Origin of the sequence: Mesorhizobium sp. B264B1B (assembly GCF_020165765.1) — a bacterium.
Taxonomy (GTDB): Bacteria; Pseudomonadota; Alphaproteobacteria; order Rhizobiales; family Rhizobiaceae; genus Mesorhizobium.
The window spans coordinates 450,166-473,264 of record NZ_JAIUIS010000005.1 but is presented as its reverse complement, the minus strand read 5'-3'; the positions used below and the strand labels follow the sequence as shown (position 1 = coordinate 473,264).

Sequence of the window (23,099 nt, the reverse complement as noted above, 5' to 3'; positions counted from 1 at the left end):
CCCCCCCCCCCCCCCCCCCCCCCCCCCCCCCCCCCCCCCCCCCCCCCCCCCCGCTTCTCTTCCACGGCGACGGGCGCCGCTGGGTTGCGCATCAAATCCCGAGTTGAGGCCAAAAGCCTCTAACTGCCGCGACAGGCAGGACAGCGACACCGGCGGCAACGCCCTTTTTGCTTCCTGACCTGTTCCAAAGAATTTCGCACCGATCCCGTGATTGGCGCCCTAACCAAAAGGAACAAAACCATGGAAGTCATTCTTCTCGAACGCGTTTCCCGCCTCGGCCAAATGGGCGACACCGTCAAGGTCAAGGACGGCTTTGCCCGCAATTTCCTGTTGCCGCAGGGCAAGGCGCTGCGCGCCAACGAAGCCAACAAGAAGAAGTTCGAAGGCCAGCGCGCGCAGCTCGAAGCCCGCAACCTCGAGCGGAAGTCCGAAGCCTCGCAGGTCGCCGAACAGCTCGACGGCAAGAGCTTCATCGCCGTTCGCTCGGCCGGCGAGACCGGCCAGCTCTACGGCTCGGTGTCGACGCGCGATATCGCCGACCTGCTGACGGCAGAGGGCTTTTCGGTCAACCGCAACCAGATCCAGCTCAACCAGCCGATCAAGACCATCGGCGTGACCAATGTGGCGATCGCGCTGCATCCGGAAGTCGAGGTCACGATCACGCTCAACATCGCCCGCACGGCCGACGAAGCCGAGCGGCAGGCCAAGGGCGAGACGCTGACCACCGCCGAGGCCATCTATGGCGAGGACATCAACGACAATGCCCGGCCGGAGAACTTCTTCGACCCGAACGCCGAGTTCGAGGGCGGCGAAGAGAACGCCTGACATCGGCGCGGCGCGCCTGCCGGCGCGCCGCATTCGGCTTCGGCCTCAATCAGTTCAATCAGACTGGCAGCTCCAATCAGACTGGCAGTTCAAGCCAGACTGGACCAATGCCCGGGTTCACCACCTGGGCATTTTTGTGCCAAAAGGAACTTTTCGAAACCCTATATATTGATGCAGAGTAGGACAGCCTGTCTGACCGAGAGGGGACATTTGGGTCATGAATATTCTGTTGAAACGCGTTCTGGACCGCCTGGTGCGCACAGGCAATCTCAAGGTGACCGGCCCACAGGGCACGACATTCGTGTTCGGTGACGGCAGCGGCGAGCCGGTGCACCTGCACATCAAAACCAGGCACGCCGAGCGCGCCATTACCTTCGATCCGATGCTGGCCGTGCCGGAAGCCTACATGGATGGCGAACTCGACATCCTCGAGGGCGGCGTCCTTGGCCTGATGCGCATCGCTTTCCAGAACATGGGCAGCGGCGGCATCGACGCGACGTGGTCGAAAGCCATCGAAGGCCTGCGCCACGCTTTCCGCCGCCTGCAGCAGATCAACACCGCGTCGCGTTCGCGCCGCAACGTGCAGCGCCACTATGATCTGTCGGGTGACCTTTACCGGCTCTTCCTCGATGAGGACATGCAGTATTCCTGCGCCTATTTCGAGCAGCCGGACATGACGCTGGACGAGGCGCAGGCAGCCAAGAAGCGCCACATCGCCGCCAAGCTCAGGCTGAAGGCCGGGCAGACGGTGCTCGACATCGGCTCCGGCTGGGGCGGGCTAGGCCTCTACCTTGCCAAGGCCTTCGACGTCGACGTACAGGGCGTGACACTGTCGACCGAGCAGCACGGCGTCGCCACCGACCGGGCGCATGCCCAGGGCCTGGAAAACCACGTTCACTTCGAGCTGAAGGATTACCGCGAACTCAACGAACGCTTCGACCGCATCGTTTCGGTCGGCATGTTCGAACATGTCGGGGTCAATCACTACCGCACTTTCTTCGACAAGAGCGCGACGTTGCTGAAGCCTGATGGCGTCATGCTCCTGCACACGATCGGCCGCTCCGGCGTGCCGTGGGCGACCAGCGCCTTCATCCGCAAATACATCTTCCCGGGCGGCTACATTCCCGCGCTTTCCGAAGTCATGCCGGCGATCGAGAAGTCAGGCCTCGTCGTCACGGACATCGAAATCCTGCGGCTCCATTATGCCGACACGTTGAAGCATTGGGGCCAGCGCTTCGCCGCCAACCGCGACAAGGCCAAGGCGATCTATGACGAACGCTTCTGCCGCATGTGGGAATTCTATCTGGCAGCCTCGGAAGCCGCCTTCCGCTGGCAGGATCTGGTCATCTTCCAGATCCAGCTTGCCAGGAAGAACGACACCCTGCCGATGGCGCGCGACTATATGGTCAAATGTGAAAAGGCGCTCGAAATGCGCGACATGGGCCATCGCGAAGCGGCTCCGGTCGAAGAGGCCGCCAAGCCCGCCCGGCGCCGCAAGGTGGCGGAATAGGAACAGACCGCTTTGCCGCATTGGCGCTTGCCATTCCCGGCTCGTGCCCTGAAAAAGGCCTCGTGATCGTCGCGAGGCCTTTTTCATGACCTACCTCCTCTATGCAGCCGCGGCGCTCGCCGAGATCGCTGGCTGTTTTTCGGTGTGGGCGTGGTGGCGGCTGGAGAAATCGCCGCTGTGGCTGCTGCCAGGTTTCGTTTCGCTCGTTCTCTTCGCCTGGCTTCTGGCCCTGGTCGACACCAGCGCGGCCGGCCGCGCCTATGCCGCCTATGGCGGCATCTACATCGCGGCGTCGCTGGCCTGGCTTTGGTTGGTGGAAAGCGTGCGTCCCGACCGGTGGGACCTTGCGGGGGCGGCGCTCTGCATAGTGGGCGCCTCTGTCATCCTGCTCGCACCACGAGGGGCATGAGCCGTGGAACTGCCTGCCCCGCTTCGACAGGCTGTCGATCGTGCCCTCGAAAATGTGCCGCTACCGGTGCTCAGGCAGGCGGCGAAAACCCTGTCGGACCGTTACCGCGCCGAGATGCGCGACGGTCGCCTGCATATGGCGCAGGATATGGCGGTCAAGGCTTATCTGGCGACGCGGCTGCCGGCGACCTATGCCGCCGTCCGCGCCAGTCTCGACGCGGTGAACGAAGCGCAGCCGGAATTCGCGCCGGAAACCCTGCTCGATGTCGGCGCCGGCCCGGGCACGGTGCTTTGGGCGACGGCGGACCTGTGGCCCGGTCTTCAACAGGCGGTTTTGCTGGAAGCCAGTGCTGCGGTGCGCAAGGTCGGCGAGGCGCTTGCCGCCGATGCGATCGCTGCCCGGATCGCCTGGCAGGCCGGCGACGTGACCATCGACCTTGACGGTTTGCAGCCGGCGGACCTGGTCACCTGCGCCTATGTGCTGGACGAGATCGCACCGGCATCCCTGTCCAAAATGGTCGATCGGCTGTGGCAGCTCACGACAGACACGCTGCTGATCGTGGAGCCGGGCACGCCGGCGGGCTGGCAGCGTGTTCTCGCGGTTCGCCGGCAACTGATAGAAGCGGGCGCGCATGTGCTGGCACCTTGCCCGCACGAAGCCCCCTGCCCGCTCATCGCGCCCAACTGGTGCCACTTTTCGCGGCGCGTCGCCCGCTCGCGCCTGCACCGGCTGGCCAAGGACGCCGAAGTGCCATGGGAGGACGAGAAGTTCATCTATGTCGCGGCTTCGAGGCAGCCGGCGCCAGTCCGCGCGGCGCGGGTGATCGCGCCACCGAAAACCGGCTCGGGCAAGGCGGCGCTCAAGCTTTGCCGGCCGGACGGCAGTGCCGGAGAGACGCTTTTCAGCAAGCGTGACGGTGAACTGTTCAAGGCGGCACGGCGGTCGGACTGGGGCGATGTGCTCGATACAGCGTAGGGATTCGGGTGACGATTGTTCTTGCTTTGTTCCAAACCGTCGCGTAGAATCAGCACCTTGTCGAGTCAATCGGAATCAGGGCACGGGAATACTGTCCTGTGGACGGTTTTTTGTTTCTGTGAACAGTGGGCATCAAATCTGCTTGGGTGATAACTGTTGCAGATAAGTCAGCACTCAATTTTCCGATTCTGATATCGAGAGACCGGGATCGAAATCGGGGACATCATGGCAGAGGCAGCGCGGAAATTCGGCGTGGCGGAGCAACCGCTCTATCGCGAGGCGCCGAACAACATCGAGGCGGAACAGGCGCTGCTCGGCGCGATCCTGGTCAACAACGATGCCTTCTATCGCGTCTCCGACTTCCTGAAGGCCAGCCACTTCTACGAGCCCCTGCATCGCAAGATCTTCGAGATCGCGGCAGAGCTCATTCGCATGGGCAAGGTGGCAACGCCGATCACGCTGAAGACCTTCCTGCCGGCCGACGAGAAGGTCGGCGACATGACGGTAGCACAATATGTCGTGCGCCTGGCGGTCGAAGCCGTCACGGTCGTCAACGCCGCAGATTACGGTCGCGCCATCTATGACCTTGCGACGCGTCGCGCCCTGATCACCGTCGGCGAGGACATGGTCAACATCGCCTATGACGCGCCGGTCGACATGTCGCCGTCCGAGCAGATCGAGGATGCCGAACGGCGCCTGTTCGAGCTGGCCGAAACCGGACGCTATGACGGCGGCTTCGAGAGCTTCACCGACGCGGTCAAGACCGCGGTCGACATGGCCAACGCCGCCTACATGCGCGACGGCCACCTGTCGGGGCTGGCCACCGGCATGCGCGACCTCGACCGCCGCATGGGCGGCCTGCAATCGTCCGATCTGATCGTCCTTGCCGGCCGTCCGGGCATGGGCAAGACGTCGCTCGCCACCAACATCGCTTTCAACGTCGCCGAGGCCTATGTGCCGGCGCAGCAGGCCGACGGGTCGTTCAAGGCGGCGAATGGCGGTGTCGTCGGCTTCTTCTCGCTCGAAATGTCGTCGGAACAGCTCGCGACCCGTATCATCTCCGAACAGACGGAAATCTCCTCCTCGAAGATCCGCCGCGGCGAGATTACCGAAATGGACTTCGAAAAGCTGGTCGCCTGTTCGCAGACCATGCAGAAGATTCCGCTGTTCATCGACCAGACCGGCGGCATCTCGATCGCCCAGCTCTCGGCCCGCGCCCGGCGCCTGAAGCGCCAGCGCGGCCTCGACCTCATCGTCATCGACTATATCCAGCTGATGCAGGGCTCCAGCGCCAGGGCCTCGCAGAACCGCGTGCAGGAAATCACCGAGATCACCACCGGCCTCAAGGCACTGGCCAAGGAGCTCGCGGTGCCGATCATCGCGCTGTCGCAGCTCTCGCGACAGGTTGAAAGCCGCGACGACAAGCGCCCGCAGCTCTCGGACTTGCGCGAATCCGGCTCGATCGAGCAGGACGCCGACGTCGTGATCTTCGTCTACCGCGAGGAATACTACCTCAAGAACCGCGAGCCGAAGCTCGGCACCGACGAGTACATCAAGTGGGAAAACGAGATGAACGAGATGCGCGGCAAGGCCGAGGTGATCGTGGCCAAGCAGCGTCACGGACCGACGGGCACGGTCACGCTAGCCTTCCACGGCGAATTTACCCGCTTCTCGGATCTGGCGGAGGAACATCATATCGCGGAAAGGTTTGAGTAGCTTTTTTGACTCACCGTCACGCTCCGTCAAACCCCCTCTGTCCCGCCCACCTATCCAGCATCGGCGATCCCGAAGCAGGCCTCGCTAATGGCTAAATCCCGCGTCCAGTTCATCTGCCAGAACTGCGGATCGGTGCATCAGCGCTGGGCCGGAAAATGCGACGCCTGCGGCGAATGGAACACGCTGGTCGAGGAAGGTACGTCCGGCGGCATCGGTTCCGGGCCGGCCAATACGCGCAACGCACGCAAGGGCCGCGCGGTGGTGCTGACCACGCTTTCCGGCGATATCGAGGACGCGCCGCGCATCGTGTCGGGCATCGGTGAGCTCGACCGCGCCACGGGCGGCGGCTTCGTGCGCGGCTCGGCGCTGCTGGTCGGCGGCGATCCCGGTATCGGCAAGTCGACGCTGCTCACCCAGGCTGCTGCTGCCCTTGCCTCGAGGGGCCACCGCATCGTCTATGTCTCGGGTGAGGAGGCGGTCGCCCAGATCAGGCTGCGCGCGCAGCGCCTCGGCGTCGCTTCCACACCGGTCGAGCTTGCGGCCGAGACCAATGTCGAGGATATCCTTGCCACGATCGCCGACGGCAAGCGGCCGGACCTGGTGATCCTCGATTCGATCCAGACGCTGTGGACCGACCTCGCCGATTCGGCGCCCGGCACCGTCACCCAGGTGCGTGCGGCCGCCCAGGCGATGATCCGCTATGCGAAATCCACGGGTGCTGCGATCGTGCTCGTCGGCCATGTCACCAAGGAAGGCCAGATCGCCGGCCCGCGCGTCGTCGAGCACATGGTCGACGCCGTGCTCTATTTCGAGGGCGAAGGCGGCCATCACTACCGTATCCTGCGCACCGTCAAGAACCGTTTCGGCCCGACCGACGAGATCGGCGTCTTCGAAATGTCGGACAAGGGCCTGCGCGAGGTTGCCAATCCTTCCGAGCTGTTCCTCGGCGAGCGCCATGCGAAATCGCCGGGAGCGGCGGTTTTCGCCGGCATGGAAGGCACAAGGCCGGTGCTGGTCGAAATCCAGGCGCTGGTCGCGCCCTCCTCGCTCGGCACGCCGCGCCGCGCCGTCGTTGGCTGGGACGGCGCCCGGCTGTCGATGATCCTGGCGGTGCTCGAGGCGCATTGCGGCGTGCGCTTCGGCCAACAGGACGTCTATCTGAACGTAGCCGGCGGCTACCGCATTTCCGAGCCCGCGGCCGACGTGGCGGTGGCGGCCGCACTGGTTTCCTCGCTCACCGGTCTTGCCCTTCCCGCCGATTGCGTCTATTTCGGCGAAATCAGCCTTTCTGGCGCCGTGAGGCCGGTTGCGCATGCGCAGCAGCGTCTCAAGGAGGCCGAAAAGCTGGGTTTCGCAAGCGCGGTTCTGCCCTTGGGCAGCGAGGAACTTGCCGGAGGAATCGGGGCCGGCGCTTTCCAGCCCACCGAGCTCGCCGACCTCGTGGCGCGCATAGCCGGCTCACGGCGCAGCCGCGCCAACGACGAAGAATGACGGGCTCACCTGGTGGTGAGCGACAGGGAGTGGGGCGACAAAGATGCCGATAACGCTGCTTGACGGAATTCTCGTCGGCTTCACCCTGGTCTCGGCGATGCTCGCCATGGTTCGCGGCTTTTCACGCGAGGTCCTGTCCATCGTGTCCTGGGCGGCGGCAGCCGCGGCGGCGTTCTTTTTCTACAAGCCCGTGCTGCCCTACCTGAAACCCTACATCGACAATGAAAAGATCGCCATGGCGGCCTCCGCCGGCGTCGTCTTCATCATCGCTTTGATCGTCGTCAGCGTCATCACCATGAAGCTCGCCGACTGGATCATCGATTCCCGCATCGGCGCGCTCGACCGCACGCTCGGCTTCCTCTATGGCGCCGCCCGCGGCATTCTGGTGGTTGCCGTGGCCCTGCTGTTCTTCAATTGGCTGGCCGGCGCCAAGGCACCGGCCTGGGTCACGGAGGCCAAGTCGCGGCCGCTGCTGGAACAGATCGGCGCCAAGCTTGAAAGCCTGCTGCCCGAGGATCCGGAAAACGCCATCCTCAAGAAGCTCAATCCGAATCAGCCGGCCGCCGAAACGCCCGCCGCACCGGACGCACCGGCCACGGATGCCCCGGCGGGAGGGGACGATGCCAATGCGCCGGCTCCTGACGACAGCGATGCCGGAACGCCTCCCGCGGACAACGCACCGGCCAATCCGGCCCCGGCGGCGCCGGCGAATTGATGAGTGATCGGGCGCCGCAGAACAGGCGCCCGAGACTGGCGGTGATCGTGAACCATCGCCGGGCGCGTTGCTTTTACGACGCTGTCGCCTTATATGGCGATTTTAGCGGAGCTTGAGCCCCATGGCAGACGCAGACCACGTGCTTTCCGCGGAAGCTGACGATCACTTCCACGACGAATGCGGCGTGTTCGGCATTTTCGGCCGGCAGGACGCGGCGGCCATCGTCACGCTCGGCCTGCACGCGCTGCAGCATCGCGGCCAGGAAGCGGCCGGCATCGTCTCCTACGACGGCACCCAGTTTCATGTCGAACGCCATGTCGGCCTGATCGGCGACACCTTCACCAAGCAACGCGTCATCGACAGCCTGCAAGGCAATCGCGCCATCGGCCACACGCGCTACGCCACGACCGGCGGCGCCGGCATGCGCAACATCCAGCCCTTCTTCGCCGAACTGGCCGATGGCGGTTTTGCCGTGGCCCATAACGGCAATCTGACCAACGCCATGACCGTGCAGCGCGCGCTGCAGAAGCAAGGCGCGATCTTCTCCTCGACCTCCGACACCGAGACGCTTCTGCACCTCGTCGCCACCAGCAAGGAGCGCGATCTCAACTCGCGCTTCATCGATGCGGTGCGCCAGGTCGAGGGCGCCTTTTCGCTGGTGGCGATGACGGCCAAGAAGATGATCGGTTGCCGTGACCCGCTCGGCATCCGCCCGCTGGTACTGGGTGACCTCGACGGTGCCTGGATCCTGGCCTCCGAAACCTGCGCGCTGGACATCATCGGCGCGCGTTTCGTGCGCGACCTGAAGCCAGGCGAGATGGTCGTCGTTACCTCCAAGGGCATCGAGAGCCTGTTCCCGTTCGAGCCGCAGAAGACCCGCTTCTGCATTTTCGAATATGTCTATTTCGCACGCCCGGACTCTTCGGTCGAAGGCCGCAACGTCTACGAGGTGCGCAAGCGCATCGGCGCGGAACTCGCGCAGGAAAATCCCGTCGAGGCCGACATCGTCGTGCCGGTGCCGGATTCCGGCACGCCGGCGGCAATCGGCTTTTCGCAAGCCGCGGGCATCCCCTTCGAGCTCGGCATCATCCGCAACCACTATGTCGGCCGCACCTTCATCCAGCCCGGCGATTCGATCCGCCACATGGGCGTCAAGCTGAAGCACAACGCCAACCGCCGCATGATCGAGGGCAAGCGCGTCGTGCTGGTCGACGATTCCATCGTGCGCGGCACCACCAGCCAGAAGATCGTGCAGATGGTGCGAGACGCCGGCGCCAAGGAAGTGCATATGCGCATCGCCTCGCCGCCGACCAGCGCCTCCTGCTTCTACGGCGTCGATACGCCGGAAAAATCGAAGCTTTTGGCATCACGCATGTCGATCGAGGAGATGGCCGAATTCATCCGCGTCGATTCGCTCGGCTTCCTGTCGATCGACGGACTCTATCGCGCCGTCGGCGAGGCCAACCGCGACAACGAGCAGCCGCAATTCTGCGACGCCTGCTTCACCGGCCAGTATCCGACCCGCCTGCTCGACTTCGAAGGCCACGACAATGTGCGCACGCTGTCGCTGCTGGCGACGAGCGGCGCATAGGATTGCCGCACTGCCAGTTGCCATAGCCATATTTCCGGAATCTATCGCATGACCTTCGACCTTTCCGGCCGCGTTGCGGTCGTCACCGGCGCCTCGCGCGGCATCGGTTACTTCATCGCCAGGGAACTGGCTGCCGCCGGCGCCCACGTCATTGCCGTGGCGCGCACCGTGGGCGGGCTGGAAGAACTCGACGACCAGATCAAGGCCGAGCGCGCCAAAACCGGCAAGGGCGAAGCGACGCTGGTGCCGCTCGACCTTGCCGACATGGCCGGCATCGACCGCCTGGGCGGCGCCATCCATGAGCGGTGGGGCAAGCTCGACATTCTCGTCGCCAATGCGGGCGTGCTCGGCGTGATCTCGCCGATCGGCCATGTCGAGGCGAAAACCTTCGAGAAGGTGATGACCATCAACGTCACCTCGACCTGGCGGCTGATCCGCTCGGTCGACCCGCTGCTGCGGCTCTCCGACGCCGGCCGGGCCATCATCCTGTCGTCCAACGCTGCTCACTCGGCGCGCGCCTTCTGGGCGCCCTACGCGGCTTCCAAGGCGGCGGTCGAGACGATGATGCGCTCCTGGGCACATGAGACGCAGAGCCTGCCCTTGCGCGTCAATGCCGCCGATCCGGGGGCCACCCGCACCGCGATGCGCGCGCAGGCCGTGCCCGGCGAGGACCCGGAAACGCTGCCGCATCCCTCCGAGATCGCCAAACGCATCGTGCCGCTGGCAAGCCCCGACCTGAAAGAGACAGGATTGATCTTCCAGGCCAAACACAACCGTTTCGTCGCCTACCGACAGCCGGAATAGCCGCATCTTTTTTATCGGAAGAATTCGGCTCCGGGCGGCGTTCCTCGAATGTAGATTCGAAGCTCAAACCCGGAGGACCGACATGCGCAGACTTATTCTCATCGCCGCCACCGCCATTGCCTCAGCCTTGGCCGCCGGCACAGCCTTGTCACAAGATGCCAAGATGAGCTTCTTCGTCACCAGCGTCGGCTCGGGCAAAGGGGCAGACCTCGGCGGCCTGAAGGGCGCCGACGCGCATTGCGCCTCGCTGGCGGAAGCAGCCGGCGTCACCGGCAAGACCTGGGCCGCATATCTGTCGACCAGCACCGAGGATGCGCGCGACCGCATCGGCAAGGGACCGTGGGTGAATGCCAAGGGCGTCAAGATAGCCGACGACGTCGCCTCGCTGCACGGCGATGCCAACGGCATCACTAAGCAGACGGCGCTCACCGAGAAAGGCGAGATGGTCAACGGCCGCGGCGACACGCCGAACCGCCACGACATGCTGACCGGCTCGAAACCCGACGGCACCAGGATCGCCGACCAGACCTGCGGTGACTGGACGATGAGCGGCACGGAAGGGGCAGCCATGATGGGCCATCACGACCGCACCGGGCTCGACGATTCAGCTGCCGCCAAATCCTGGAACTCTTCGCATGCTTCGCGCGGCGGCTGCGGCCAGGAGGCGCTGAAAGGCACCGGCGGCGACGGCCTGTTCTATTGTTTCGCAACGAATTGACCAGACCTCGCCCGCCCCGCCACATCACGCGGCTGTGATGTGGCGGCGGAAAGCTGAGTCGCGGTCATGCTTTCGTCATTTCCGCAGAGTTGATAGGATCGCATAGATTCCCACAACAAGCCCGGCTGGGCAGAGCAAGGAAATTCCCATGGCTTCGAGCGTAGCGTTGGTCTGGTACCTGGTAATCGCCGGCCCGCAAGGCGGCATGGTCGTGTTGCCCAGCACGTTCGACAAGCGCGAACAATGCACCGCCGCCATCACCGAATACCAGAAGCAGCCGGCCCCGACCGGCTGGTCGCTGCAATGCGTGCCGAGCGCGTCACCCTTCACCGACGAGGGCGACGCGGAGGAACCGGCAGCGCAGTAAGGCGCGATGCGGCGTCAGCGCCGTGCGCTGACCGTCAGTTCCGGCTTCTGGTTGATGGTCTGGAACACCACGCAGTAGCGTTCGGTCAGCTTCAGCAAGGAATCGATGCGCTCCTGCGGCTCATCGGTGTCGAGACTGAAATTCAGCCTGATGGCGCGAAAACCGACCGGCGCATCCTTGGCAACGCCAAGCGTGCCGCGAAAATCAAGGTCGCCTTCGGCCTCGACCGTGGCGGCGCCGAGCTTGAATTCGAGCGCCGTCGCCACCGCCTTGAGCGTCACGCCGGCGCAGGCCACAAGTGCCTCCAGCAGCATGTCGCCCGAGCAAAGCTCGAGCCCCGAGCCGCCGGTTGCGGGATGCAGACCGGCAATCGCGAGAGCCCTGCCCGTCTCGACCTTGCAGGCGATCGACTGGTCATCGAGACTGCCTCTGGCCCTGAGCGTGATGAGCGCGCGCGAAGCATCATCGCGATAGGTCTCTTTCAGCGGCGCCTGCATGGCCTTCAGTGCGGTGGCGTCCATTTCGCTGCCCCTTTCGACGATCGTTTCTGGCGCTGGCATGCGTCAACCCACCGAGATTTGCCCCGATCACACCGGAAAGCAAACATAATCATCGCGTTGGGACACAGGCGCGCAATCACTATCCCAAATGGACATTGACGGACGAGGTCTCAAAGACCGTCTGAGCCGTGCGAGTGCCGTCGTCCCATTTTCTGGTGACCGACTCGGGTCAACAAGGCTGGCGATGGGCAGTCGGGTGTGCCAACGGTTTCTCCTGATAGGAATTTTTTCTTGACAGGGTGAAGGCAGCTATGGTACATTTCTGGTTATGGTGCTGAGTTGCGCCACGGACCCGCCGTACAGGCGGTTTTTTTCATTCAATGCTCTCTCAATAGCGCGTCGAGAAGGCTTGCACGGAACCCGCTGACCCGGATTCGTTGCTTGATGGCGGGCGATCCGTCTTCAGCCGGACAAGCCTTTCCTTTGACTTCGATCGCATCGGCTATAGCTATGCGACAAGCGTTCTCGCGGAGGCGTCATGCCGTTCAAGTTGAAACTGATCTCTCTCATCCTGCTGATGCTTGCTGCCTTCGCACAGCCTGTGCTGGCTGAAACGCCGGAGAGGCCGGCGCCGACCGGCGGTGTGCTGTCGCTGCTGCCGCCGCCGCAGGTCACCAGCCATTCGATCACGGTTGCCGGACGCAAGCTGGACTATCAGGCCAAGACCGGCACGCTGTCGCTGCTTTCAGGCAAGGCCGACGTCACGGCGGAGATCTTTTATGTCGCCTATACGCTGCGGCCACCGGCCGACGCGGCAAAAACGGCACCACGCCCCATTACCTTCGTCTTCAATGGCGGCCCCGGGGCGGCTTCCGCCTATCTGCATCTCGGTGCGCTCGGTCCGCGCATCATCACGACCGGAGCCGATGGCGAATTCCTGCCGCCGCCGCAAAAGATCATCGACAATCCGGACAGCTGGCTCGACATGACCGACCTCGTCTTTGTCGATCCGGTCGGCACCGGCTACAGCCGCGAGGCTCCCGGGCAGAACACCCACGACTTCTGGGGCGTCAACCAGGACGCCAGCTCGATCGGCGCCTTCATCCGGCTCTATCTGGCCCAGAACGGCCGCAGCGGCTCGCCGCTTTTCCTGGCCGGGGAAAGCTATGGCGGGTTTCGCGCGGCGCTGCTCGCCAGGACTTTGCAGGAAGATGTCGGCCTTAGCCCGAGCGGCATCGTGCTGATCTCGCCGGCGCTGGAATTCATGCTGGTGCAACCCGACGAATTCGAGCCGCTGCACTGGGCTCTCGAACTCCCCTCGCTGGCGTCGGTGCGGCTCAGTGCCGACGGCGTTACCGGCGAGGCGCTGCGGGCGCAGTTGGCCGCGGTCGAGCGCTATGCGCTTGGCGACTACCTCACGGCGCTGGCCAGCGGGCTGGAGCAAGGCGGGCGGCTGGCGAGCCAGCGGGTGGCCGAGATCACCGGCCTGCCCCTCGACCTCGTGCAGCGGAATTTCGCGCGTATACCGACCAGCCTTTTCGCGAGGGAGTTTGCCCGCTCGAAAAGCAAGGTGCTCAGCCCCTATGACGCCATGATCGGCACGGCCGACATCGCTCCTGAAAGCGCTCGCACCGCCGGACCCGATCCTGTGCTCGACCGCAGCGTTCCAGCATTGACCTCGGCTTTTGTCGGCTATGCCCGCGACGAATTGAACTACCACACCGATGTCAGCTACCGGCTGCTCAATGGCGAGATCAGCCGCAATTGGGACTACGGCACATCGCGGCAGGGCTATGCCGGCGTGATGAACGATCTGCAGCGGGCGCGCTCGCTCAATCCCGCGCTCGGCGTCGTCATCGTCAACGGCTACACCGACCTCGTCACGCCCTATCTGGCATCTCGCTATCTGGTGAACCAGGTACCGACGCTCGCCGGTGCAAAGCCCATCCGCGTCGATGTGCTGGACGGAGGACACATGATGTATTTCAGGCCGGACGGAAGGCGGGCGCTCAAGGCAGCGGCGGCGGAGCTTTACCAAGCGACGCAGTAAGCGTCGCTTGGAAACACCGGAGTGACGGGCAGTCCGCGATACGCTGGCGGGACAGTTCGCTCCTCTGTCCTCCAGGCAAAGGAGCCGCGAAGGACATCGCAGTTCATCTTGGCCGCCGGCTGCCTTCAACCGGCCTGCGGCGCCGAAGCGATCTCACACCCGTGGCTGTGACTTCACATGGGCAATGTAGCCGCGCACGTCGCTGGCCGGGTCTGCATAGGCCTTGCCGAGCTTCTTCTCCATCGCGGCCATGTAGTCGCTGGCCCATTCGGGCAGGGCATAGTCGATGACGGCGAGAAATTCGAGTGTCGCCGCCAGGCGGATGTCGGCGATAGACGGGTTCTTGCCTCCAATGAAGGGCTTGCCGTCCCTGAAGAAGGAGTGGAACACCTCCAGCGGTTCGGAAATGGCGGCGATCGCCGCCTTCTGCGCCTCGGCCTTCCTGTCGGGATGAGCGTCGCTGTGGCCGACCTCTCCGGCGTATTGCGGGAAACCGAGCGCCGGATAGGTGGCGCGCGCCACATAGGGATAGAGCGTGCCGATCAGATAGAACATGGCGCTGTCGATCATCGCCCGCTTGGCAGGCGCCTTGGGGTAGAATTTCTCCAGCCCGTGCTTGTTGGCGAGATACTGCATGATGGCGCAGCTTTCCCAAAGCACCCCTCGCGGCAGGCCCTTGTCCTCGATCATCGGAGTCAGATGGGCCGGGTTGCGCGCCATGAATTCGGGCGAACGCGTGCTGCCCCAGGCGTCGGCCTCGGCATGGTCCAGCCCGGCGGCGCGGGCAAACACCCGAACCGTCATGTTGTTGACGCTGGGCTTCAGCATGCTGATCATCAGGGCGGGGTTCTTCGCCGATTTCCCCTTGGTCCTGGACGCGGTTTTGCCGGCGGTTGCTGCTTTTGACGCCGCCTTGGCCGAAGGCTTTGCCGATATTTTTGGCACCGGCTTGGTTGAAGCTTTTGCTGCTGGTTTTGCCATAGTCTTTGGTGTCGCCTTAGCTGCCGGCCTCCTCGCACCCTTCGTCGCTGTCTTTGCCATCTGTTCCTCCCTTTGTTTATTCAAAATCAATATGGATTGCGCGGCGCCCTGTCGGCCGACAATGTCGCGCGCGAGCGCTCGACCAGCGCCTGGATGGCGTCGGCCAGATGCGCCTCGGCAATGTTGTAGTCGCCACGCGCGACGCGGAGCTTGTGCGCTTCCATCAGCACGTCGGCATGGCCAAAGCCGGCCGGCGGCTCGAAACGGTAGGAAGCAAGTTCGATCAGCAGCCCAAGCGGATCCTCGAAATAGATCGAATCCATGAAACCGCGGTCCTTGACGCCACTGTGCTTGATGGCGCGCTCGTCAAGCCGGGCGACCGCCTGCAGGAAGGTGACGCGCGATACGGCAAAGGCGATGTGGTGGACGCAACCCGTGTCGGTCGGCGTGCGGCGCTTTGCCGGCGTGCGGGTCTCGTCGGTAAAGATGGTGATCAGCCGCCCGTCGCCCGGATCGAAATAGAGATGGCTTTCGGCTGCCTTGTCGAGGTTGGGTTGCTCGAAAATGAATGGCATGCCCAGCACGCCTTCCCAGAAATCGATCGACGTCTGGCGACCGGCGCCGACCAGCGTGATGTGATGGACGCCTTGCGATTGCAGTTTCTGCATTGCGTTCTCCCCCTGATGTCGGCGTTTCGATATCCGTAAGTGCCGGCTGTCAGCCCGCCGCCATGATGCGAATGGCGTCTCTTATGCGAGCGCTGGCTTCCTGATCCGCGCCGTTCCCTTGGCTCGCCGAACCTTACGCGCCGGCTTTGTGAGACGATGCTAAACCAATCAGTCGCGCCGCGCCAGAAGCCGCATCCGGGATCGGCCCTGCCCCAACGCAAGCACGGCGCTGGAGCAGCGCCATGCAAGGTTTCGCCCCTATAGCTGGCGGGAGCGGAGCCGACAGGGGCCGGAGCCGTTTTCACACAAGGCCGCTTGTCGCATGGCCGATGTCGCCATTCTCGAAACACGCGAAAGGGTTCTCGCCGGTATCCTCCTGACCGGCGCCGCCTATTTGCTTTTTTCGACGCAGGACGCTTCCATCAAGCTGCTGGTAGCCGGCATGAGCGTCTGGCAGATCCTGTTCTTCCGCAGCATCACCATACTGACCGCCTGCGCGGCGATCGGCGGACGGCATCTCTATGCGGAGACGGCGCGGTCGCCGATCGTGTGGCCGATGCTGTTGCGCAGCGTCTTCACCCTGGCGGCGTGGCTTTGTTATTACAATGCCGCGCGCAGCCTGCAGCTCGCCGAACTGACCACCGTCTATTACGCGGCCCCGATCATCGTCACCGTGCTTTCGGTGGTGATGCTTGGCGAAAAAGTGCCAATGCTGCGCTGGCTGGCGGTGGCAATCGGCTTCGCCGGCGTCTTTGTCGCCTGTGACCCTGCCCATCTCGGGCTGTCCGTGCCGGTGCTGCTGGTGCTGGCCGCCGCTTTCCTGTGGGGCATCGCCATCGTGCTGTTGCGCAAGACAGCACTTGCCGAGCGCTCGATGATCCAGCTCATGCTCAACAATTTCTATTTCCTGATATTCTCGGCGGTGCCCGCGCTGCTCTGGTGGAAGATACCCGGCTGGAGCGAACTGCTTCTGCTTGCCAGCGTCGGCGCGCTCGGCGGCTTGGCGCAGTATCTTCTCTTCGAAGGCATGAAACGGACGCCGGCCTCGATCATCGCGCCGCTGGAATACACTTCGCTGTTGTGGGCCTTCGCGCTCGGCTTCGCCATCTGGGGCGACGTGCCGCGTCGCGAAGTGTTTTTCGGCGCTGCTCTCATCATCACCGCAGGGCTGCTGATCGTCGGCGGCGAGCATTTCCGCAAACGGCTGTGACGGGCCAGACTTCTGACACTACGATGTCAGGACAGAACCACGTAAATTGGCTTTCATGACCGATGTAGCAGCCGCCACCGACACCGCAGAACGGACACTTGGCATCATCCTGGTGTCGTCGTCGGCGGCGGTGTTCGGATTGACCGGCGTGCTGACCAAATCGATCCATGCCGATCCGCTGACCATCACCTGCTGGCGCGGTTTCGTCGGCTCGATCCTGATCAGCCTCTATGTGCTGTGGCGCCGCCACCGCTCCGGCAACCGCCAAACGCTGCGGCTCGGCTGGCGCGGCTGGCTGCTGGCGGTGGAAGGCGCGCTGGCCAGCATCGCCTTCATCTGCGCCTTCAAATTCACCTTCGTCGCCAATGTCACGGTCATCTACGCGACGTCGCCTTTCATTGCCGCGCTGCTCGCCTTCCTGCTGGTGCGCGAGCCCTTCCGCCTGCAGACGATGTTAGCCGCCGCCGTCTCGCTTTGCGGCGTCGCGGTCATGGTCTGGTCGAGCTTCGGCACAGGCAATCTGTTCGGAGACGGGCTGGCGCTGCTGATGACGGTCGGCAGCGCGCTCTACATGATCATGGTGCGCGCCTTCCGCGACACGCCGGCGGTCTGGGCAGGCGCGGTCTCGGCCCTGCTGTTGTTCATACTCGGCTGGTTCGTCACCGACCCGCTTGCCGTCTCGGCAAGGGATGCCGTGCTGCTCGTCGCCTTCGGCTCGAGCTTCGCACTCTCCTCGATCCTGTGGACGGAAGGCGCGAGGCTCATCCCGGCGGCTGAATCCGGCCTGCTCGGCTCTGCCGAAGTGCCGTTCGCGATCCTGTTTGCCTTCCTTTTCCTGGCCGAGATACCGCCCATGGCCAGCATGATCGGCGGCGCAATCGTGCTTTGCGCGGTCTTTGCCCATGCCGGCCGCGACTGGCTGTCGGCAAAGCAGCAACAAGCGCCAGGGCCGTTGTGAAAGCCGAGCCCAAAAAAATTTGCGCAGTCACGGAACCATCATCCGGTTCAGGCATTGTTGAGCCGACGGACCACCCCCCGAGTCCCCCCAAACCCCTCGGTCCGTCCTACTCCAAGCCGACCGCAAGGTCGGCTTTTTCTTTGGCCCCACGCCTGAAGACAGGCAGCTGTCAGCCAAAAAGTCCTGGCACAGCCAGGCCGGCGCCGAGCAGTGCGGCCAAATCCCGCGCCGGGTTCTCGGTATCGGCGCGCAGCCGGATGGCGAATTCGGCAACGGGCACGGGCGGCAGGTCGAACGTGCGCGGTGCTTCGACGATGCCGGAATGGGCAAAGCGCGCGGTGCGCAGCGTCAGCGCAATGCCGGCCTTGACCGCCGTGCGCAGGCCGGCCAGGCTCGCGCTGCCGGCCGCAACGCGATAGCGCCGGCCGGCCGAATCGAGCGCCGAGATCGCCGCTTCGCGGAAGCCGCAATGCGGATCGAGCAGCGCAAGCGGCAATTCGTCCTGTCGCGCAGCCAGCCCTTTTTGCGAACACAGCCACATCATCGGCTCGCGCAGCAGGCCGATTTCGTCCGGCGTCGCCGCCTGCCGCATAACGATCGCCAGATCCAGGCTACCGCCCTGAAGGGCTTGCGCCAGCTCGGCGGAGCGGCCGACGCGCAGCTCGATCCTGACGCGCGGATGGCTTTCGGCGAAGGCACGCAGCAAATCGGGCAAGCCGCTGTCGGCGAAATCCTGCGTCGTACCGATCGCGATGCGTCCGTCGGCCCTTGCGCCCTTCAGGCCGAGCCAGGCTTCACGATGCGCTGCAAGGATACGCCGGGCATGGCCGACAAGCTCCTCACCGGTCGGCGTCAGGCTGCGGCCCCTGCCCTGCGGCGCCAGGAGCGGTTCGCCGACAGCCTCTTCCAGCCGCTGCATCTGCGCCGTCACAGCCGACGGTGAACGGCCGACGATAGAGGCCGCCTGCGCCAGCGAGCCGCCGTCGGCGAAGGCGAGGAATGTCCTCAAGAGGTCGGGATCGAGCGTTTTCATAATTCGATATTATCGAAGTATTCTCTGAAAACAATTCGATTTTCATGTTTCCTGGTTGGTGACAGGGTTGCATCATCGGCTGACAGAGGCCGCCAGAACCAAGGAGAAGGACAATGCCCATCATCAACGTCAGCGTCACCGGGAAGCCCGACGCCACGCTGTCCGCCAGGATCGCCAAGGAGGCGACCGAACTCACCGCCACGCACCTTCGCAAGGATCCGACCATAACGGCGGTTGCCGTCTCCTATCTTGATCCGCAGCACTGGTTCGCCGGCGGCACGTCGCTGGCCGAGCATGGGACCAATACGTTCTGGCTCGACATCAAGGTGGTCGACGGCACCAACACCAAGCTCGAGCTGGAAGCCTATCTCAAGGCGATCTTCGCCGCCTTCGGGCGCCTGCTCGGGTCCGTGCACGAAGAAAGCTACGCCTTCGTCCACGAAGTGCCGGCCGCCGCCTACGGTTATGGCGGCAAAACGCAGGAATTCCGCTTCATCAGCGGGAGACTGAAGGCGGCGTAAAGGATGCCGCTTTTGCCCTTCCCTTCGTGAGAGGCGGCAAGAGGCCCTTGCGCATTGACCTTGCCCGCACATCGTCTAGGTTCTTGCCGAAGCGGCCGCAGAGCCGAGGTGCAAGGAACGTTGGGAGAGACGCGGCATGATCCTGACACTGGCGCTGCTTGCGGGTCTGGTCGTGGCCTGGCTGCTGATCGGGGTAGTGGAAAAGTTCCGCCTCGGCCTGCGCTTTGCCCAGGCGCTGCTCTACGTGCCGTTCAAGCTCGCGTACCGGATCAGCGACAGCCGCATGGCAATCGCGCGCGATGCGGCGGCGCCAGTCATCTATGTCATCTCACATCAGTCGCACTTCGAACCGGCGCTGATGCTGTCGCTGCTGCCTGACGACACGCTGCACATCCTCGACGGAGCCTCGGCCAGGGCACCATGGCTAGAGCCGTGGCGCGAGCTTGGCCGCACCATCGCCTTCAACGCCGAACACGTCTTCGTCAGCCGCAGGCTGGTGCGCGTGCTGAAGGGCAAGGGCCGGCTTGCCGTCTACCTGCCGGACGCGGTCGAGCCCGACGTCAAGTCGTTCCGGCTGTTTCGCGCTGTCACGCGCATCGCCATGCAGGCCGATGCCCGCATCGTGCCGATCTTCGTCGGCGGCGCCCGCGACCTTCCGGTCTCGTTGACGCCGGCCAGCATCGTGCCCCGGCGCTGGTTCCCGCGCCTGTCGATCAGCGCATTGGAACCAATGACCATTGCCGAGCTGGTGGCGCGCATTCCCGAGCAGGCCTCGAACACCAACGCGCTGTTCGACCGCTTCGCCGAGGCGCGCTTCGCAGCCGCCGATCTCGATCGCGGCCTGTTCCTGGCCATGCGTGACGCCGCAACCAGGGTCGGCGCATCGCATCCGATCATCGAGGACGTCGTCTCGGGCGCGCTCAGCTATCGAAAACTGTTCATCGGCGCGCGCGTGCTGGGCAGGCATTTCGAGGCGGTGACGGCGCCCGGCGAAGCGGTCGGCCTGCTCCTGCCCAACGCCAATGGCGTGGTGCTGTCCCTGGTCGGGCTGCTCTCGGCCGGTCGGGTGGCCGCGATGATCAACTACACCGCGGGTCCGGCCAGCGTCACCGCCGCCATCCGCACGGCGGTGATCCGCACGGTCGTCTCCTCCCGCGCCTTCATCGAGAAGGCCGACCTCGGCGATATCGTGACGGCGGTCGAAAAGGGCGGCGCGAAATTTCTCTGGCTGGAGGATACACGCGCAAGCGTGACGGCGCTGGAAAAGCTTACCGCCGCCTTGCTGTGGCGCTGGCCGCTGCAGCGCCAGGACGCAGCCAAACCCGCGGTCATCCTGTTCACCTCCGGTTCGGAAGGCACGCCGAAGGCGGTGGTGCTGTCGCACAAGAACCTTTACGCCAACGCCATGCAGGCGGAAGCCCGTATCACCATCTCGCCGGCCGATATCCTGCTCAACGTATTGCCTGTGTTCCACTCCTTCGGGCTGACGGGCGGCACCATCCTGCCGCTGGTTACAGGCGTAAAGCTGTTCCTCTACCCTTCGCCTCTCCACTACAAGATCATCCCCGAGATCGCCCGTAAGGTGAAGCCGACGGTCATGTTCGGCACCGACACTTTCCTCGCCAATTACGCGCGCACCGCCAAGGACGGCGATTTTTCCAGCCTGCGCTTCGTCGTCGCCGGCGCCGAAGCGGTGAAGCCGGAAACCCGCCGCACCTATCGCGAGCGTTTCCAGGCCGAGATCATCGAAGGCTTTGGGCTGACCGAGGCCGCGCCCGTGGTTGCCGTCAACACCGCCATCCATAGCCGCGACGGCACCGTCGGGCGGCTGCTGCCGGCCATCCGCATGAAGCTCGAACCCGTCGACGGCATCGATGGCGCCGGCCGTCTGTGGCTCGACGGTCCGAATATGATGATGGGCTACATGACCGCCGACCGACCGGGCGAATTGCAGCGGCTCGAGGGCTGGCACGACACCGGCGACATCGTCTCGGTCGACCGCGAGGGCTTCATCACCATTCGCGGCCGGGCCAAGCGTTTCGCCAAGATCGCCGGCGAGATGGTGTCGCTGGGTGCGGTCGAGATGCTGGTGGAGTCGCTGTGGCCGGAAGAGCGCCATGCCGCCGTGGCGGTGCCCGACAAACGGCGCGGCGAGCGCATCGTGCTGGTGACCACCGCCGACGATGCGAGTGCCGAGGAACTGCGCCAATTCGGCAAGAAGGCCGGGGCGGCCGAACTGATGGTGCCCAACGACATCGTCAAGGTGGAAGAGATCCCGGCGCTGGGCTCGGGCAAGACCGACTACGTGTCGGCCCGCAGACTGGCCATCGATCGTCTGGGGCTGAGTGCGGCGGCGTAGGCGAAACGGCCTGAAGGGTCGTCTCGCCTAAATCGCAGGCCCGGGCGCAAAGCGTTGGCGTTCAATGCACCCTCTGTCGCCTTCAAAGAGGGATAACAGCGTTATCCTATATCCGAAGGCGGCACCTGCTCGCCTTCCAGCCTGGCGCGCTTCGAATAGGCACGCACGCTGAACGGCAGGAAGAGGAGATAACCGGCGACGGAGGCCGTCAGCGTGTACCAGGGATAGGTCATCAAGAGCAGGATGTAGAGCACGACCCCCAGGATGACCGGCAATACCTTGTCACCCGGCACCTTGACGCTCTTTCCCGAATAGACCGGCAAACGGCTGACCAGCAGGAAGGCGACCAGTATGGTGAAGCCGGTGGCGATGAAGGCGGCCGGGCGGCCGGGCTCCAGCCCAAGCCGCAGGAAATACAGATAAAGCGGCAGCATCACCAGCACGGCGCCCGCCGGCGCCGGTACCCCAACGAAATATTCGGTCTGCCATGCCGGCCGCTCGGCCTTTTCCTCGTCAAGAACATTGAAGCGGGCGAGCCGCATGCCGCAGGCGATGGTGAACAAAAGGGCGGCAATCCAACCCGGCGATCCCGCGCGGTCGAGCAGGAAAGCGTAAAGCACCAGCGCGGGCGCGACGCCGAAATTGACGATGTCGGCCAGCGAATCCATCTGCGCGCCGAATTTCGACGTTGCCTTCAGCATTCGCGCCAACCGGCCGTCTATGCCGTCGAGGAACGCGGCGAGCAGCACCATGACCACCGCGGGCTCGAAGCGGTTCTCGAAAGCGAAGCGGATGCCGGACAAGCCGGCACAGATGGCGAGCACCGTAACCAGATTGGGCAGCACCATGCGCATCGGGATTTCGCGGATGCGCGGGCCGCCGCTGGCATGCGCCTCGAATTTCTTGAACGGCGCGCCCACCGGTCAGGAGATCCGCACGAGAGGCGTGGCGGCGATACCGCCGAATTCCGCCAGCACCGTTTCGCCGGCGACCGCCGTCTGGCCGACGGCCACGCGTGGTGTCGCCGCCTCCGGCAGGAAGACGTCGACGCGCGAGCCGAAGCGGATCAGGCCGAAACGCTCGCCGATGGCGATCGAGCCGCCGGTCTCGGCCCAGCAGACGATGCGCCGCGCCACGAGGCCAGCGATCTGCACTGCCGCGACGGTGCCGTTGGGGCTGTCGATGACCAGCCCGTTGCGCTCGTTCTCGGTGCTTGCCTTGTCGAGTTCGGCATTGAGGAATTTCCCCGGCCGATGCTCGATACGGGAAATCTTGCCGCGCACCGGGGCGCGGTTCACGTGGCAGGAAAAGACGTTCATGAACACCGATATGCGGGTCATTTCGGCATTGCCGAGGCCAAGCTCGCGCGGCGGCACGGCCGGGCCGACCGCCGAGATGACGCCATCGGCGGGGCTCACCACCAGACTGTCATCGACCGGCGTCACCCGCTCGGGATCGCGGAAGAAATAGGCGCACCAGGCGGTGAGGATGAGCCCGATCCAAAACAGGATCGAGGAGAAATAGCCGAGGAAAAGCGTGCCCGCGCCGAAGGCGGCGATGAACGGATAGCCCTCGCGATGGATCGGTACGAACGCGTTCTTGACCGTATCGACAAGGCTCATGGGATGGGGCAGTCCCTGTTTCAGGTTCGGCCTCAATAACCGAAACACCCTCTGCCCGCAACGCGACAATGGGGAA

The 23,099-nt window shown here is 64.3% G+C and carries 22 protein-coding genes; 16 read left to right on the top strand and 6 right to left on the bottom strand.

Features of this window, described 5'->3' with window-relative positions; all coding sequences use genetic code 11:
• The first annotated feature begins 240 nt into the window (after positions 1–240).
• From rplI to LB547_RS13755, 11 genes are all read left to right on the top strand, one after another.
• The gene (rplI, locus tag LB547_RS13805) at positions 241–825 is read left to right on the top strand and encodes a 50S ribosomal protein L9 (protein WP_140494465.1); all 585 of its coding nucleotides are present in this window, start codon (positions 241–243) and stop codon (positions 823–825) included.
• A 217-nt stretch (positions 826–1,042) separates the two neighbouring features.
• Entirely contained in the window at positions 1,043–2,335 is a 1,293-nt protein-coding gene (locus LB547_RS13800) for an SAM-dependent methyltransferase (RefSeq protein ID WP_140517844.1), read from the top strand.
• Positions 2,336–2,420: 85 nt separating this feature from the next.
• The gene (locus tag LB547_RS13795) at positions 2,421–2,744 is read left to right on the top strand and encodes a YnfA family protein (RefSeq protein WP_140657927.1); all 324 of its coding nucleotides are present in this window, start codon (positions 2,421–2,423) and stop codon (positions 2,742–2,744) included.
• Between the two features lie 3 nt (positions 2,745–2,747).
• Entirely contained in the window at positions 2,748–3,719 is a 972-nt protein-coding gene (locus LB547_RS13790) for a small ribosomal subunit Rsm22 family protein (RefSeq protein WP_140764366.1), read from the top strand.
• Positions 3,720–3,944: 225 nt separating this feature from the next.
• Complete coding sequence (locus tag LB547_RS13785; RefSeq protein WP_140494474.1) at positions 3,945–5,435, top strand: replicative DNA helicase; 1,491 nt, start codon at positions 3,945–3,947, stop codon at positions 5,433–5,435.
• An 87-nt stretch (positions 5,436–5,522) separates the two neighbouring features.
• On the top strand, positions 5,523–6,926 hold the full coding sequence (gene radA, locus LB547_RS13780; protein ID WP_140494476.1) for a DNA repair protein RadA: 1,404 nt from the start codon (positions 5,523–5,525) through the stop codon (positions 6,924–6,926).
• Positions 6,927–6,969: 43 nt separating this feature from the next.
• Entirely contained in the window at positions 6,970–7,641 is a 672-nt protein-coding gene (locus LB547_RS13775; RefSeq protein WP_140494478.1) for a CvpA family protein, read from the top strand.
• A gap of 121 nt (positions 7,642–7,762) precedes the next feature.
• Complete coding sequence (gene purF, locus LB547_RS13770) at positions 7,763–9,232, top strand: amidophosphoribosyltransferase (protein ID WP_140494480.1); 1,470 nt, start codon at positions 7,763–7,765, stop codon at positions 9,230–9,232.
• Between the two features lie 48 nt (positions 9,233–9,280).
• Positions 9,281–10,036 carry an SDR family NAD(P)-dependent oxidoreductase gene (locus LB547_RS13765; RefSeq protein ID WP_140494482.1) on the top strand — a complete coding sequence of 252 codons (756 nt, stop codon included), beginning with the start codon at positions 9,281–9,283 and terminating at the stop codon, positions 10,034–10,036.
• A gap of 82 nt (positions 10,037–10,118) precedes the next feature.
• On the top strand, positions 10,119–10,754 hold the full coding sequence (locus tag LB547_RS13760) for a hypothetical protein (RefSeq protein WP_140555762.1): 636 nt from the start codon (positions 10,119–10,121) through the stop codon (positions 10,752–10,754).
• Between the two features lie 148 nt (positions 10,755–10,902).
• Positions 10,903–11,121: a hypothetical protein gene (locus tag LB547_RS13755; RefSeq protein WP_140494486.1), complete on the top strand. Its 219-nt coding sequence runs from the start codon at positions 10,903–10,905 to the stop codon at positions 11,119–11,121.
• A gap of 14 nt (positions 11,122–11,135) precedes the next feature.
• Here LB547_RS13755 and LB547_RS13750 read toward each other — a convergent pair whose 3' ends face one another.
• Entirely contained in the window at positions 11,136–11,642 is a 507-nt protein-coding gene (locus LB547_RS13750; RefSeq protein WP_140494488.1) for an OsmC family protein, read from the bottom strand.
• 517 nt (positions 11,643–12,159) lie between these two features.
• Between LB547_RS13750 and LB547_RS13745 the strand changes: the two genes are divergently transcribed.
• Positions 12,160–13,671: a S10 family peptidase gene (locus tag LB547_RS13745; protein ID WP_140562448.1), complete on the top strand. Its 1,512-nt coding sequence runs from the start codon at positions 12,160–12,162 to the stop codon at positions 13,669–13,671.
• Between the two features lie 153 nt (positions 13,672–13,824).
• On the opposite strand, the gene LB547_RS13740 is transcribed toward LB547_RS13745, so the two are convergent.
• Together LB547_RS13740 and LB547_RS13735 are read right to left on the bottom strand one after the other, a co-directional pair.
• Positions 13,825–14,712 (bottom strand): glutathione S-transferase family protein, encoded by an 888-nt coding sequence (locus LB547_RS13740; RefSeq protein ID WP_140764369.1) that lies wholly within the window; start codon positions 14,710–14,712, stop codon positions 13,825–13,827.
• Positions 14,713–14,738: 26 nt separating this feature from the next.
• Positions 14,739–15,320, bottom strand: coding sequence for a VOC family protein (locus LB547_RS13735; RefSeq protein ID WP_140562452.1), 582 nt, complete (start codon positions 15,318–15,320; stop codon positions 14,739–14,741).
• Positions 15,321–15,642: 322 nt separating this feature from the next.
• Here LB547_RS13735 and LB547_RS13730 point away from each other — a divergent pair, with 322 nt between their 5' ends.
• The gene (locus LB547_RS13730) at positions 15,643–16,530 is read left to right on the top strand and encodes a DMT family transporter (protein WP_140728187.1); all 888 of its coding nucleotides are present in this window, start codon (positions 15,643–15,645) and stop codon (positions 16,528–16,530) included.
• Positions 16,531–16,585: 55 nt separating this feature from the next.
• Positions 16,586–17,488 (top strand): DMT family transporter, encoded by a 903-nt coding sequence (locus LB547_RS13725; RefSeq protein ID WP_140562454.1) that lies wholly within the window; start codon positions 16,586–16,588, stop codon positions 17,486–17,488.
• Between the two features lie 169 nt (positions 17,489–17,657).
• On the opposite strand, the gene LB547_RS13720 is transcribed toward LB547_RS13725, so the two are convergent.
• Entirely contained in the window at positions 17,658–18,521 is an 864-nt protein-coding gene (locus tag LB547_RS13720) for a LysR substrate-binding domain-containing protein (RefSeq protein WP_140494499.1), read from the bottom strand.
• Positions 18,522–18,634: 113 nt separating this feature from the next.
• On the opposite strand from LB547_RS13720, the gene LB547_RS13715 reads away from it, so the two are divergent.
• Positions 18,635–19,042 carry a tautomerase family protein gene (locus LB547_RS13715; protein WP_140494501.1) on the top strand — a complete coding sequence of 136 codons (408 nt, stop codon included), beginning with the start codon at positions 18,635–18,637 and terminating at the stop codon, positions 19,040–19,042.
• 136 nt (positions 19,043–19,178) lie between these two features.
• Entirely contained in the window at positions 19,179–21,401 is a 2,223-nt protein-coding gene (locus LB547_RS13710; protein WP_140764372.1) for an AMP-binding protein, read from the top strand.
• Positions 21,402–21,502: 101 nt separating this feature from the next.
• Here LB547_RS13710 and LB547_RS13705 read toward each other — a convergent pair whose 3' ends face one another.
• Both LB547_RS13705 and LB547_RS13700 read right to left on the bottom strand, forming a co-directional pair.
• Positions 21,503–22,321 (bottom strand): CDP-alcohol phosphatidyltransferase family protein, encoded by an 819-nt coding sequence (locus tag LB547_RS13705; RefSeq protein WP_140666238.1) that lies wholly within the window; start codon positions 22,319–22,321, stop codon positions 21,503–21,505.
• Positions 22,322–22,324: 3 nt separating this feature from the next.
• The gene (locus LB547_RS13700; RefSeq protein ID WP_140520667.1) at positions 22,325–23,023 is read right to left on the bottom strand and encodes a phosphatidylserine decarboxylase; all 699 of its coding nucleotides are present in this window, start codon (positions 23,021–23,023) and stop codon (positions 22,325–22,327) included.
• Positions 23,024–23,099 lie beyond the last annotated feature (76 nt).